Raw genomic sequence first — 14051 nt, forward strand, 5'->3', positions numbered from 1 at the left:
TTATTAGAGGAGCCATCTGGAATGGCAAAGGCGGACGCGTGGGGCGCGCCCGGGGGTGCCTTTTTTGCCAAGCGAACAGGCCGAAGAACGACCGGCCTGGGGCTAGCAGGAAATGCTCGAATGATCGCTGCTCCGGCTTATCGGCGCCTGCTGGCCGCCGAGCCCATTCTGCGCCGCGCCATTCCGGCGATGATCGTCCTGTTCCTCATCATTATCGCAGCCACCCGTATAGTCGCGTTGATGAATACGCATGAGGATGTCGAGCGTAGCGTGAAGTCGACGCTCGCGCTTGCCGCCAATCAGCTTTCCGCCGCTACTTTCCTCAAGAACCGGAAGGACGGCCATCTGCATGATCAAGACCTCGTCCGCCAGACGAGTGAGTTAGGCGCTTTCGGCGACGGCTATGTCGTTGCCCTGACCGACCCTGACTTCCGCATCACCGCCGTGACGACATCCGCCGAACAATGGTCCGGCAAATCGCTGCGCGCTCTTGTCCATGGCGGCCAACCGCTTTTCCTGTTCGGAGAAAGGGCCGGCGTCATGAAGGTCCGGATCGGCGGTGCGGAATGGTACGCGGCGATGAACCGGCTCGACGACGGCAAGGGCTCGGCGGCGGTTCTGGTTCCGGTCAGGACCGTCTTCGCCGAATGGCGACGGAGCGTGACGCTGAACGTGACGCTCTATGTGCTGACCACCGCCATCCTCCTCATGATCCTCTACACTTATTTCAGCCAAGTGGCGCGGGCCGAATCGGCCGACGCGATCTATCTGCAGGCGCATCAGCGCATCGACCTGGCGCTGGTGCGTGGCCGCTGCGGCCTGTGGGATTGGGACATGGCGCGTGGGCGGATGTACTGGTCGCGCTCCATGTACGACATGCTGGGCTACAAGCCGTGCGAAGCGATGCTCTCCTTCGGCGAGGTGGCCCAGATCATCCACGAGGACGACGGTGACCTCTTCACTATCGCCAACCGGATCGTGTCGCGCGAGACCGATCATATCGACCAGGTCTTTCGCATGCGCCACGCGGACGGGCGATGGGTCTGGATGCGCGCCCGCGCCCAGGTCACCGACCCCGATGCACCGGAACTGCACCTGATCGGCATCGCGGTCGACGTTACCGAGCAATTGCATCTGGCGCGGCAGACGGAAGTGGCCGATCAGCGGCTACGCACCGCGATCGAGAACATCACTGAATCCTTCGTGTTGTGGGACGCTGCCGGGCGGCTCGTCATGTGCAACACGAAGTTCCAGCAGGACGCGGGCCTCTCCGATCGGGACGTCATGCCAGGCACTTCGCGGGCAGATATCGAAGCGCGGATGAAGCCTCTCCTCGCCGAGCGGCGGCTGGCGAGCGGCATGCGCGGCGCCATCACATTCGAAAGGCATCTCGCGGACGGGCGCTGGCTGCAGGTGAATGAACTGACGACGCGCGACGGCGGCACGGTCTCGGTCGGCAGCGACATCACGCTTCTCAAGCAGCATCAGGAAAAGCTGGTCGACAGCGAGCGGCGGCAGATGGCGACCATCCATGACCTCAGCGTTGCCCGCAAGGCCGAGGAGGAGCGCGCCGGGGAACTCGCCGAACTCAACCGCCGCTATCTCAAGGAAACCGAACGAGCCGAAGCAGCGAACCGGGCCAAGTCCGAATTCCTCGCCAACATGTCACACGAATTGAGGACCCCGCTCAACGCCATCATCGGCTTTTCGGAACTTATGCAGCAGAGCCTGTTCGGACCCCTCGGCTCCGAGCGCTACGAGGAGTACGTCAAGGATATCCATGGCGCCGGCGGCTATCTTCTCGGTGTCATCAACGACATCCTCGACATGTCGAAGATCGAGGCCGGCCAGTTCTCCATCGACCGCGAGCAGATCGACCTTGGCCCGCTTATTACCGAGACCGTGAAGGTGATCTCGCTGCAGGCGGCGCAGAAGTCTATCAGGGTGGAGACACGGATCGCGGATTCCATGACGCTTTTCGCCGATCGTCGCGCCATCAAGCAGATCACGATCAATCTCTTGTCGAACGCGGTGAAGTTCACCGGCGAAGGCGGCCGCATCCTGGTGCGCGCCCGCAAGGCCTATGGCGCCATGGTTGTCACCATCGAGGATAACGGCTGCGGCATCCCGCGCGAGGCGCTGAAGAAGCTCGGCCGGCCTTTCGAGCAGGTGCAGAACCAGTTTTCCAAGAGCCATGCCGGCTCCGGGCTCGGCCTCGCAATCTCACGCTCGCTGGCGGAACTGCATGGCGGTGCGCTGAAGATCCGCTCGACCGATGGTGTCGGTACGATCGTCTCCATCCGCATTCCGGAGCGGAAGCCGCCCATCCGGCAGGCCGCGTAAAAGCTGACGGCGACTATTGCTTCCAAATGAAAAGCCCCGGAGCAAATTGCTCCGGGGCTTCCGCCGTTCCCGCCCGATCCGGCGTTTATTCGACGTCGCCGCCGTTGGGGCCATCATGCCCCTGGCCGCCGCCCTGATGATGGCGCCAGCCGCCGCGATGGTGCCAACCGCCCATGCCGCGCATTTCGCTCTTTTCGATCTTGCCATCGTCGTTCTTGTCGAGGAGAGCGAAGAGCTTCTTCTGCCGGCCCTCGACCTCGTCCTGGGTCAGTTCGCCGTCGCCGTTCGTGTCGAAACGGGCGATCATGCGCTTGGCCATGCGCTCGTAGCGGGCCTTCTCGAGCTGGGCTGCGAGTTCCTCGACCGTGACCTTGCCGTCATGGTTGGCGTCGGCGGTGTCGATGCGGCCCTTCATCGCCGCGGAGAACTCGTCGAAGGTGATATCGCCGCTCTTGTCGGCATCCGCCTTGTGCATGTTGCCACGCATGCCGTTCATTCCCCAGTTTTTGGGGCCGTCCGCCGCATAGGCAGCGGTGGCGATGGCGCCCGCAAGGGCGGCGAAACCGAGTGCCAGTCTAGTGGATTTCCTCATGGTCTTCTCCTGTTGCATCGTCACCCCCGATGCGAACGGAAAGCGCCCGGCAACCCATCGCCTATGTGCGCTTCCCACGAAGCAGCAGTTCGAAATCCTTGCGAACCTGCCGCGACGTCTCCTTGATATGCGCCTCCAGCACGCCAAGTTCCGGCAGGTCGGTATTCCTAAGGAGCAAATCGACAAGCCCCGGCGGAATGTCGTCCGGATCGAGCGGACCGGTCAGGCACAGCCTGATGATCTGTGTCAGGGTCGAGTAGAGCGAATGCGAGCTGAACAGTTCCTGAACGATCTGCGAGTCCGCAAAATCGGGCGACAACCGTGAGAGTGTCTCGGCCGTTCCGGTCGGGCGGCTTTCTCCCGTGATCTTGCCCGAGAGCGTCGCTACCTGCGCGATGAACTCAAGATCGATCAGGCCGCCGGGAATGAGCTTCAGGTCCCAGATATCGCGCGGCGGCTTCTCCTCCTCGATCAGGGCGCGCATCTTCAGGGCGTCTTTCGCGAGTTTCGCCGTATCGCGCGGCTGCGAGACAACCTCCTCTACCTCGCGCTCGACGCGGGCCAGGAATTCCGCGTCGCCGGCAACGCCGCGCGCCCGCGTCAACGCCATATGTTCCCAGGTCCACGCCTGTTCGCGCTGATATTTGACGAAGGATTCGATATGGGTCGCGACCGGTCCCTTGTTGCCGGAAGGACGCAAGCGCAAATCGAGTTCGTAGAGCACTCCCTGCGCCGTGGGTGCCGACACGGCGGCGATGAGGCGTTGAGTCAACCGGGCGTAATAATGCGATGGCGCCAAAGGCTTTTCGCCGTCCGACTCTTCCGCGTCCTTGTCGTGGTCGTAGAGCAGGATGAGATCCACGTCGGACCCGGCCGTCAGTTCCCGACTGCCGAGCTTACCCATTCCAAGGATTGCGACCGCGCCACCCGATACCTTACCGTGGCGGACGGCGAATTCCTCGATAACGGAGTCGAGCGCCGCGCCGATCGTCAAGTCGGCGAGATCCGAAAAGGCCATGCCGGCACGGTTCGCATCTATGGCGCCGGTTAAAAGCCGAACGCCGATGAGGAATTTCTGCTCGTCGGCGAAGATACGCAGCCTGTCGAGCGTGTCCTCGTATTGCCGGGTTCCCTCCAGCAGGGCCGAAAGCCGGGCAGCGAGATAGGAGCGGTTCGGGAGCTCGTTCAGGAGACCGGGGTCGAGAAGGCCATCGAAGACATGTGTGCGACGAGTGATGATGGCGGCGAGGCGCGGAGCCGCGCCCATGACCGTCGCCAGTTGCTTCAAGAGCGTAGGATTGGATTGCAGCAACGAGAAAAGCTGGATGCCCGATGGCAGGCCGGCGAGAAAGCAGTCGAACCGCATCAGCGCCTCGTCGGCCCGGCGTGTCTCGCCGAAAGCCTGGAGCAGTGCCGGCGTCAGTTCGGTCAGCCGCTCGCGCGCCTCGGCCGACTGCGTCGCGCGGTATCGCCCGAAATGCCAACCGCGTATGGTGCGGCAGATATCGCTCGGGCGCTCGAAGCCCAAGCCGGAAAGGGTCCGAAGCGTATCGGGGTCGTCGACATCGCCGGTGAAGACGAGATTGCCGATACCGGCGGAAAGCTGCGGCGCGGTCTCGAAGAGCGCCGCGTAGTGTCCCTCCACCTGCTGGAGCGACTGCCGGAAAGCGTCCGCGAATGCCTCACGATCGGCAAAGCCCAGCATGTGTGCAATACGCTCGAGCCCCTCGTCGTCCTCAGGTAGCGTATGCGTCTGCTCGTCAGCGACCATCTGGATCGCATGCTCGACATCGCGCAGGAACCAGTATTGCCGCACCAGAGCGTCGCGCGCCTCGGCCGTGATCCACCCGCGCGCGGCAAGCACGGCGAGCATCGGTACCGTCTCGCGACCGCGCAGTTCCGGAAAGCGGCCGCCGGCGATCAATTGCTGCGTCTGGACGAAGAACTCGATCTCGCGAATGCCACCGCGCCCGAGCTTCACGTTATGCCCCGCCACCGCGATCTCGCCATGGCCCTTGTGGGCGTGGATCTGGCGCTTGATGGAATGGACGTCGGCGATAGCCGCATAATCGAGATATTTGCGCCAGATATAGGGCTGCAATTCCTTCAGGAAGGCCTCGCCAGCCTTCATGTCGCCGGCGACGGGCCGCGCCTTGATCATGGCTGCGCGCTCCCAGTTCTGGCCGCGGCTTTCGTAATAATGCAGCGCGGCGGGAACCGATATGGCAAGCGGCGTCGAACCGGGGTCTGGCCTCAGTCTCAGATCCGTGCGGAAGACATAGCCGTCGCCGGTACGGTCCTGCAGAATGCGCACCAGTCGCCGCGTCAGCCGGGCGAAGAGGTCTCCCGCCTCGAGCGGGTCGATGATGGCTGGTGCGTGCGGGTCGAAGAAGACGATAAGGTCGATATCGGAGGAGAAATTGAGCTCCGAGGCACCGAGCTTGCCCATGCCGAGCACGATCCAGCCCGAGCCTTCGGCAGGCTTTTCCGGATCGGGGAGTTTCAGCTTCTCCTGCCGGTGGGCTTCCCGCAGGAGGAAATCCACCGCTGTACCGACACAAGCCTCGGCAAGCGCGCTCAGCCGCCGAACCGTTCCCTCGGCGCCTGCCCCGGCAAGATCGGCAAGTGCGATCAGGAAATGCGCCTCGGTCTTCAGCCGGCGCAGCGACGCCATCAGCGATTGCTCCGTCACGTCAGGGCCGAAAGGCACCTGCTTGATCTCTTCGGCGAGGGAGCGAAGCCGGTGATCGAGCGGCTCATCGAAAAGCCGATCCAGCATTTCGGGCCTGCGGCGAGCGCAATCGCGCAGGAAAAAGGAAAGATCGAAGGCGGCAGCCAGAAAGTTCTTTAACGGACCCGGCGCGGAAAGAAGCGCGGCAAGCCGACGAAAGCCGCCCTCACGGGCGGCATCCGCAAACGCGGCGATCTCCTCTTCCGCCGAAGTCCTGTCCAGCGGAACGAGCGGCCTGACGGGCACGCCGAACCAGCCCTCGCCATCGAGGGACGCCGCTTTCTTCCCCATCAATTCGCTTCCTTGCTTGCCGGAAACGCCATCGAGACCCTCAGTCCCGGATGCACGGAAGAAAGGTCGAGCCGCCCACCGTGGAATTTCATGACCGCCTTGGCAAGGCTCAACCCGAGTCCGGAGCCTGGCCTGGACCGACTCTGCTCAAGCCGCACGAAGCGCTCGGTCGCCCGGGCGTGGTCGTCTTCAGGTATGCCGGGGCCATTATCGGTCACGGTCAGGCGGATCTCGCTGTCGGTGCTTTCCGCCTTCACCGTCACCACCGGTTTCTCGGACGAGCCGGCCGAATATTTGATAGCGTTATCCACGATGTTCGAGAGTGCCTGCCCGATCAGTTCGCGGTTTCCCACGATCCTATGCTTGCCGTCCGCTCCGGATTCCAGACCCACTCCCATCTCCTCCGCCACCGGTTCGTAAAGCTCGACCACATCGTGAAGGATGGTATCGAGATCGATCGGCACCGTCGATTCGGCTGAATAGCCCGCCTCCAGGCGTGAGATCATGAGGATCGCATTGAAGGTACGGATGAGCTGGTCGGATTCCGCGATAGAACTTTCAATCGCCTCGCGATACTCGGCTGAGCTGCGCTTTCCGGCCAACGCCGCCTCCGCACGGTTGCGCAACCGTGTCAGCGGCGTCTTCAGATCGTGCGCGATATTGTCCGAGACCTGTTTCAGACCCTCGTTCAGCTCGGCGATGCGCCCGAGCATCATGTTGAGGTTTTCGGCAAGACGGTCGAATTCGTCCCCTGCCCCGATCACCGGCAGTCGGCCACTGAGGTCGCCGCCCATAATGCGCCGGCTGGCCGCGGAAATGTTGTCTATGCGCTTCAGCGCGCGGCGGCCGACGAAATACCAGATGAGCAGCGCGCCCAGCCCCATCGTACCGAGCGCGAACATGAGCGAACGGCGCACGACGAGGCGGAAGCGCTCGGGTTCCCCCAGATCGCGACCGACGAGCAGGATGAGTTGATTGGGGAGCCGCAGGACCACCGCGATCGCGCGGTGCTCCGTCACCCGCCCCGTATTGGGCTGGTTCGCCCGCTCACCCGCTCCCTCGCCGTAACGAACGTAGGAGAACGGCCGCTCGGTCCATCCATTGGTGGAAAGCACGCCCGGATCGAGACTTTCGACATTGCCCGAAAGGATGCGGCCGTTCGGGTCGGCGATCAGGTAGAGATTGGCACCGGGCTGCCGCGAGCGCTGCTCGATCACGCGGACGAGAAGCTGAAGGCCGCCGCGCTCGTAGCCGGCGGCGAGACGCTGCACGTCCTCGTTGATCGTGTCGCGTGTCTGCGCCTCCAGCATGTGCACCGAAAGCGAAGTCATGTAGAAGACGAGCAATATTGCGCAGATCGCGAAAAGGATCAGGTAGAGCGCCGAAAGCCGCGCCGCCGTCGTCTTCATGATGGCGTGCAGCGCCGCCATAGAGTTTAACCTGCCTTGAGCATGTATCCCGCGCCGCGGATCGTGTGCAGGACGGGCGCGTCGAAGCCCTTCTCGATCTTGCTCCTGAGGCGCGAGACATGCACGTCGATCACATTGGTCTGCGGATCGAAATGGTAGTCCCAGACATTCTCCAGAAGCATGGTGCGGGTCACGACCTGACCGGCATGGCGCATCAGATATTCAAGTAGCCGAAACTCGCGCGGCTGCAGCGTGATCTCTTTGCCTGCGCGCTTCACCGTGTGGGAAAGGCGGTCAAGCTCGAGGTCCCCGGCTCTATAGACTGTCTCCACGTCCTTGCCGGCGGCGCGGCGGTTCAGAACCTCCACGCGCGCGAGCAGTTCGGAGAAAGCATAGGGCTTGGTCAGATAGTCGTCGCCGCCGGCGCGAAGGCCGGTCACGCGGTCGTCCACCTCGCCAAGCGCCGAAAGGATCAGGACGGGGGTGTCGTCGCCATGGGCACGCAGGCCGGCAATGACCGAAAGCCCGTCGCGCTGAGGCAGCATGCGGTCGATGACAAGAACATCGTAATCCCCGTTGCGCGCCAGCGTATATCCCGCCTCACCGTCGCGGGCGAGGTGGGCATTGTGACCCGCCTCCGCGAAAGCCTTTTCAAGATAATCGGCAGCCTCCCGATCGTCCTCGATGACCAGTATCTTCATGGACGTCTTATTCGCCAAATCGCCCGCGTTCGCTGTCTGACTAACCATGACCGGGTCTCCCTGTCGAGGCTGCTGATTGCAAAGACGGCAGCGGGCGATGGGACCCGCTGCCGCTGGATCGGCAAGAACAATCAACTTACGCCGATCCGGATGCTTCCCCGGGCCCACCCATGGGGGTGTGAGTATGGGCCGGCCGGGGACGCATCCGAGTGTGGGCCGTGTCGGCGGCCTGTCAGCCCTTTGCCACCGGCAGGGCGACGAACCGGCTGTTGTCGTCACGCATGATCCTGACCAGTACCGCTTTGCGACCGGCCTTGGCTGCTTCCGACGCGGCCTGGTCGACATCCGAAACGGAGTTCACGTCCTTTGAGTTGACCGCCACGATCACGTCGCCCGCGCGGATGCCGCGGTCGGCCGCGTCACTGTTCGGATCGACATCGGTGACGACAAGCCCCTTGCCGTCGTCCGACGGCGTCACCGTCAGGCCGAATTTGTCGAGCGTGTCGGCGGTGTTGTTGTCCTGCTGGTTCGATTTGTCGGCGGAAACCATCTTGTCAGGCGCCGGCATATCTCCGAGTTTGACATTGAAGGTCTGGTCCGAGCCATCGCGCCAGACCTTGATCGCGACGGATTTACCGGGATTCATGCCGCCGATCAGTCGCGCCAGTTCCTTCGGTGAATCGACGGTCTTGCCATCAACCGCAGTGATCACGTCTCCGGCTTTGATCCCCGCAGCCTTGGCCGGACTATCACCCTGCGGCTCCGCGACAAGTGCACCTTTCTGGTCGGAAAGGCCGAGAGAGTCCGCAATGTCCTTGGTGACGGGCTGGATCTGCACACCGAGCCAGCCACGATCGACCTGGCCGTCCTTGATGAGATCCTGGACAACGCCCTTAGCGGTCGAAGCAGGAATGGCAAAGGCGATGCCGACATTGCCGCCTGAAGGCGAGAAGATCGCGGTATTGATGCCGACGACTTCGCCGTTCATATCGAAGGCGGGCCCGCCGGAATTGCCGTGGTTGACGGCAGCGTCGATCTGGATGAAGTCGTCATAGGGGCCCGCGCCGATATCGCGGCCGCGCGCCGAGACGATACCCGCCGTGACGGTGCCACCAAGGCCGAACGGGTTGCCTACCGCCACGACCCAGTCGCCGACGCGGACTTTCGAATCGTCAGCCCACTGGACATAGGTGAACTTCTTGCCCTTGCCGTCGACCTTCAGCACCGCAAGATCGGTGCGCGGATCGGTGCCGATGAGCTTCGCGTCATATTCCGTACCGTCGTCCATGCGCACTGAAAAGGCGCCGCCGCCTTTCACGACATGGTCGTTGGTGACGAGATAGCCGTCCTCGGAGATGAAGAAGCCGGAGCCTTGGGCGGTCGGGCGAAGCTTTCCGCCATGGTCGTCATCGTGATGGCGGTGTTTCTGTTGATCCTGGAATTGCTTGAAGAGGCGCTTCAGCGGGGAATCATCCGGCAGATTGTCGAAGCCGGGGCCGCTGAAGAAGAATTGTGAGCCGTCGGCCGCGGTAGGCTCGACGCGAGACTTGACCAGCACACTGACCACAGCCGGCGAAACCTGATCGACGACGTCGGCGAAACTCGGCATCGCCTGAGGGGTTTTGACGTACACGGGGTCAGCCAGAACGGGAACCGTGTTGGAAACGACGGCGAAGCCGGCGGCGCCGGTCAGCGCAATCGCCGCGGCTGCCGCGAGAAGGCGCTTGCGGATTGCGCCATGGGGAGGGGTCGGGTTGTTCATCTTGTCGTGTCCTCTTCTCTGTGAGACGCGGTGTAATGCATCTTGTAGAGAGACAGATAGGGCACACGACATTACGATGCCGTTTCCGGCGAATGAAATTTTCGTAATGGTATCAAGAGGCAGGAACCAGGCCCCGCGCGGTTGCCAGGGATCATTCCCGGCCGGAGAGGATCGCGTCCAGTTCCTTCTTCTCCTCGCTCGAAAGCGGCGGGGACGTATCCCGGCGACGGCGGGCGCCTAGGAGCATGAACAGTCCACCAGCAAGGAGCAGCACGACAGGCGTGCCCCATAGCGCGGCGTTACGCAGGTCGAAGCGTGGCTTCAGAAGGACGAATTCGCCATAGCGGGCTACGATATAGGCGAGAGCCTGCTTGTCGGTATCGCCCTTCTTGATGCGGTCGCGGACTAGTACGCGCAGGTCGTGGGCAAGATCCGCGCTGGAATCGTCGATCGATTCATTCTGGCAGACGAGGCAACGAAGCTCCCTTGAAAGCGCCCTTGCCCGTGCCTCAAGCGCCGGGTCGGAGAGCATCTCGTCGGGCCGCACGGCCCATGCCTGTGTCACGCCGGCCGATAGCGCCAGCGTGGCGGCAAGGCAGAGCGCCCGCAGCACCTGCCTCACGACGGGCTCTCCGCCAGCTTCGTGGCCACCTTGCGCCGCCGCGATGGCGCGCCGACACGAAGGCGCCTGTCAAGAAGCGAGATGGCGGCACCCAGCATCATCACGACTCCGCCCAGCCAGATCAACAGGACGAGCGGTTTCCACCAGGCGCGCACGACCATGGCGCCGCTCGCGTCTGGATCGCCGAGCGACACGTAGAGTTGGCCAAGGCCGAAGGTACGAATACCGGCCTCGGTGGTCGGCATCTGTCTTGCCGGGAAAAAGCGTTTGGAGGAGGCAATCTTGCCGAGCGATACGCCGCTGGGGGACATGATATCGAAGACGCCACGGCTCTCGGTGAAATTCGGGCCTTGTCCGGCTTTCATGCCCTCGAAATGCAGCACATAGCCCGAAACAGTGAGATTATCGCCGGGATTGAGCGCCACGATCTTCTCGCCCTGGAACGTGGTCACGCTGACAATGCCAAGCAATGTCAGCCCGAGTCCCATATGTGCAAGCGCGGTCCCGAAGACCGAGCGCGGCAGTCCGGCAAAGCGTCGCCATGCCACGTTCGCCGGGACTGTGCCAACGCCCGAGCGCAGAACAAGATCGGTGAGAGCGCCGAGCAGAAGCCAGGCCGTCAGGCCGATACCGCACGCGGCTAGAACCGCGGCGCGGTCAACTAAGAGGAGCACGCACATGCCGACGAACAGAGCACCGGCGAAGGCGGCGAACAGGCGTTGGCCGGCGGCGTAGAGATCACCACGCTTCCAGGCCAGCATCGGCCCGAACGGCACAGCGAAGAGAAGCGGCACCATCAGGGGCACGAAGGTCAATTCGAAGAAGGGCGCACCGACAGAAATCCGATCCTTGCTGAGCGCCTCGATGACGAGCGGATAAAGCGTGCCCACCAGGACGGTCGCAGCGGCGGTCGTCAGGAACAGATTGTTGAGGACGAGCGCGCCCTCGCGCGAGATCGGATGGAACAAGCCACCGCTCGTCAGCGTGTTGGCGCGAAAGGCGAAGAGCGCGAGGGAACCGCCGATGAAGAGCGTCAAGATGCACAGGATGAAGATGCCCCGGCTCGGATCGGTGGCGAAGGCGTGAACGGAAGTAAGCACGCCGGAGCGGACAAGGAAAGTACCGAGAAGCGAGAAGGAGAAGGTGAGGACCGCTAGCAGGATGGTCCATATCTTCAGCGCCGACCGCTTCTCCATCACCAGCGCCGAGTGCAAGAGCGCCGTTCCCGCCAGCCACGGCATGAACGAAGCGTTCTCGACGGGGTCCCAGAACCAGAAGCCGCCCCAGCCAAGCTCGTAATAGGCCCAGTAGGAGCCCATCGAGATGCCACCGGTCAGGCAGAGCCAGGCGAGCAGCGTCCAGGGCCTGACCCAGCGCGCCCATGCCGCGTCGATACGTCCCTCTATCAAGGCCGCGACCGCGAAAGAAAACGAGATCGAGAAGCCGACATAGCCGAGATAGAGAAGCGGCGGATGCACTGCGAGACCCAAATCCTGCAAGATGGGATTGAGTTCTCGACCCTCGATCGGCGCCGGGTTCAGTCGGGTGAACGGATTGGACGTGGTCAGGATGAAGAGGAAGAATGCGGCGCCGATCCAGCCCTGAACGGAAAGGACCGTCGCCTTGAGCGAAGGCGGGAGATTGCCGCCGAACAACGCGACCAGAGAGCCGAACAGGGTCAGGATCAGAACCCACAGAAGCATCGAGCCTTCGTGGTTTCCCCATGTTCCGGTGATCTTGTAGATCAATGGCTGGAGCGAATGCGAGTTTTCCCAGACATTGGCGACCGAGAAGTCGGATTGCACGTAGGCTGCGACCAGGGCGGCGAAGGAGAGGGCCGTAAGCAGGAAACCGGCTATCGCGGCCGGTACCCCTACCGCCATCAGGCGTTCGTCGCCGATGCGCGCGCCGGTGATCGGCACGAGGGACTGCACCAGTGCCATGGCGAATGCGAGAACGAGTGCGAAATGTCCGGTTTCTACCATATGTGTTCTCAGTCCGGCTGCCAGACGCCCTTTTCCTTCAGGCCCTCGGCGACTTCCTTGGGCATATAGCGCTCGTCATGCTTGGCAAGGACGCTGTCGGCTACGAACTCACCGTCCGAGCGGAACGAGCCCTCGGTGACGACCCCCTGCCCTTCCCTGAAAAGATCGGGAAGAATGCCAGTATAGGTCACCTTGACCGTGTCCTTGTCATCGGTGACGCCGAAGGCGATCTCCGCACCTTTCCCATGAACGATGCTGCCCTTCGCCACCAATCCGCCGAGGCGGATGCGTTGTCCCGGTTCGACCGAGGCCGTCTTCAGATCGGACGGCATGTAGAAATACGAAGCCTTCTGCCCGAGCGCCACGAAGGTGAGCGTCGTCGCCGCACCGAGGAAGAAAAGCGCGCCAGCGATCACCGAGAGACGCTTTTGCTTGCGCGTCATCCTGTCACTCCGTCCGCGTCAGGCCGAGGGAAATGGCGAATTTGTCGAGTTCCTTCGCCGCATCACTGCCCGCGCCGAGCGCCGCCATGCCTCGCTTGCGGGCATCCTCGGCCTCCGCCTTCTTTCCCAGAACCATGTAGGAGCGAACGAGCCGTCTCCAACCGTCCGGATTGTCGGGCTTTTTACGCAACTCGTCATCGAGCCGCGATACCATGGTTTCTATCATGGCGTCGCGGTCACCCGCCGACATGGAGGCGGCAGCGGTCATTTGATCCTGCGTCGGGCCGGGCATTGCGGCCGGCTGCTTGTCGACGGCGGCAAGCGCCTGTTCGGCGGCGGCTCGCCAGGGCGAATTCTGTGGAAGATCGGCGAGCATGGCGTTCCACCCCCTGGCCGCCTCGCCCGTTTTGCCTTCCTGGGCTTGAGCGGTGGCGAGGAAAAAACGGGCCTTGGCGTTCCCGGGATCAAGTGTAAGCGCTTTTTCGAAGGAGGCTTCGGCTTCGGCCGAGACCATCCCACCCTGTTCGGCCGCGAGCGCCTCGCCGAGGCCAGCCTCACGCGTGGCGCTGGAACCGTCGAGCCTGATTGCGGTGCGATACGCGTTGGCGGCGTCCGCGAAACGGCTCATGCGGACATAGATCGGCGCCAGCACATCCCAGCCGCGGAAGTCGGAAGGCACTTCCGCCAAATGATGCTCGGCGCGCGCGACAAGTTCGTCGATAGTAGAATTGGCGGGGTTCTTGGCGAGACGGGCGGCGAGTGGCTCGGACGGGAGATCGGGGGAGCCGAGCACGCCATAGAAACTCCAACTCACCAGCGGCACGGCGAGCACGGCCGCGCTGGCAAGCAAGCGCCCGCTTCTACCGCGGACGATTGGTTTGTCACCCTTTTCCGCTTTGCCCGCGCGAAGGATGCGACGGGCGATCTCGGCGCGTGCCTCTTCGGCCTCCACCGGCCGGATCAAGCCCCTGCCGGTATCACGATCGAGTTCGGAAAGCTGATCGCGATAGACTTCGATGTCGTAGGCGTCGGCGTCCGCCGCGCGCCGCTCCGCACGCAACATGGGAAACAGTATCGCCAGAGAGGCGCCCAGCGTAAGAAGCGCGGCAACGACCCAGAACCACATGCCGGTTCAATAGCCGCAGGGCATGGTAAAGCCAACAGCACTCGCC

The 14051-nt window shown here is 63.1% G+C and carries 10 protein-coding genes; 1 reads left to right on the forward strand and 9 read right to left on the reverse strand.

All coding sequences use genetic code 11. The features are described from left to right. Positions 1-21 precede the first annotated feature (21 nt). Positions 22-2343: a PAS domain-containing sensor histidine kinase gene (locus RBH77_RS19280; protein WP_311029183.1), complete on the forward strand. Its 2322-nt coding sequence runs from the start codon at positions 22-24 to the stop codon at positions 2341-2343. An 85-nt stretch (positions 2344-2428) separates the two neighbouring features. Here RBH77_RS19280 and RBH77_RS19285 read toward each other — a convergent pair whose 3' ends face one another. The 9 genes from RBH77_RS19285 to ccmI form a co-directional block, all read right to left on the reverse strand. Further along, the gene (locus RBH77_RS19285) at positions 2429-2935 is read right to left on the reverse strand and encodes an EF-hand domain-containing protein (RefSeq protein ID WP_311029184.1); all 507 of its coding nucleotides are present in this window, start codon (positions 2933-2935) and stop codon (positions 2429-2431) included. Between the two features lie 61 nt (positions 2936-2996). Further along, entirely contained in the window at positions 2997-5957 is a 2961-nt protein-coding gene (locus RBH77_RS19290) for a bifunctional [glutamine synthetase] adenylyltransferase/[glutamine synthetase]-adenylyl-L-tyrosine phosphorylase (protein ID WP_311029185.1), read from the reverse strand. Beyond that, positions 5957-7387, reverse strand: coding sequence for a sensor histidine kinase (locus RBH77_RS19295; protein WP_311029186.1), 1431 nt, complete (start codon positions 7385-7387; stop codon positions 5957-5959). Before RBH77_RS19295 ends, RBH77_RS19290 begins: the two co-directional genes overlap by 1 nt. A 5-nt stretch (positions 7388-7392) precedes the next feature. Then, positions 7393-8067: a response regulator transcription factor gene (locus tag RBH77_RS19300; protein ID WP_311032618.1), complete on the reverse strand. Its 675-nt coding sequence runs from the start codon at positions 8065-8067 to the stop codon at positions 7393-7395. Positions 8068-8299: 232 nt separating this feature from the next. After that, positions 8300-9829 carry a Do family serine endopeptidase gene (locus tag RBH77_RS19305; protein WP_311029187.1) on the reverse strand — a complete coding sequence of 510 codons (1530 nt, stop codon included), beginning with the start codon at positions 9827-9829 and terminating at the stop codon, positions 8300-8302. Between the two features lie 151 nt (positions 9830-9980). Then, a complete protein-coding gene (locus tag RBH77_RS19310) occupies positions 9981-10442 on the reverse strand; it encodes a cytochrome c-type biogenesis protein (protein WP_371832887.1) in 462 nt (153 codons plus the stop codon). 5 nt (positions 10443-10447) lie between these two features. Continuing rightward, positions 10448-12436 (reverse strand): heme lyase CcmF/NrfE family subunit, encoded by a 1989-nt coding sequence (locus tag RBH77_RS19315; protein ID WP_311029188.1) that lies wholly within the window; start codon positions 12434-12436, stop codon positions 10448-10450. An 8-nt stretch (positions 12437-12444) separates the two neighbouring features. Beyond that, positions 12445-12879: a cytochrome c maturation protein CcmE gene (gene ccmE / locus RBH77_RS19320; protein ID WP_311029189.1), complete on the reverse strand. Its 435-nt coding sequence runs from the start codon at positions 12877-12879 to the stop codon at positions 12445-12447. Positions 12880-12883: 4 nt separating this feature from the next. After that, the gene (ccmI, locus tag RBH77_RS19325) at positions 12884-14005 is read right to left on the reverse strand and encodes a c-type cytochrome biogenesis protein CcmI (RefSeq protein ID WP_311029190.1); all 1122 of its coding nucleotides are present in this window, start codon (positions 14003-14005) and stop codon (positions 12884-12886) included. Between the last annotated feature and the right edge of the window lie 46 nt (positions 14006-14051).

Origin of the sequence: Mesorhizobium koreense (assembly GCF_031656215.1) — a bacterium.
In the GTDB taxonomy this organism is placed as follows: domain Bacteria; phylum Pseudomonadota; class Alphaproteobacteria; order Rhizobiales; family Rhizobiaceae; genus Mesorhizobium_L; species Mesorhizobium_L koreense.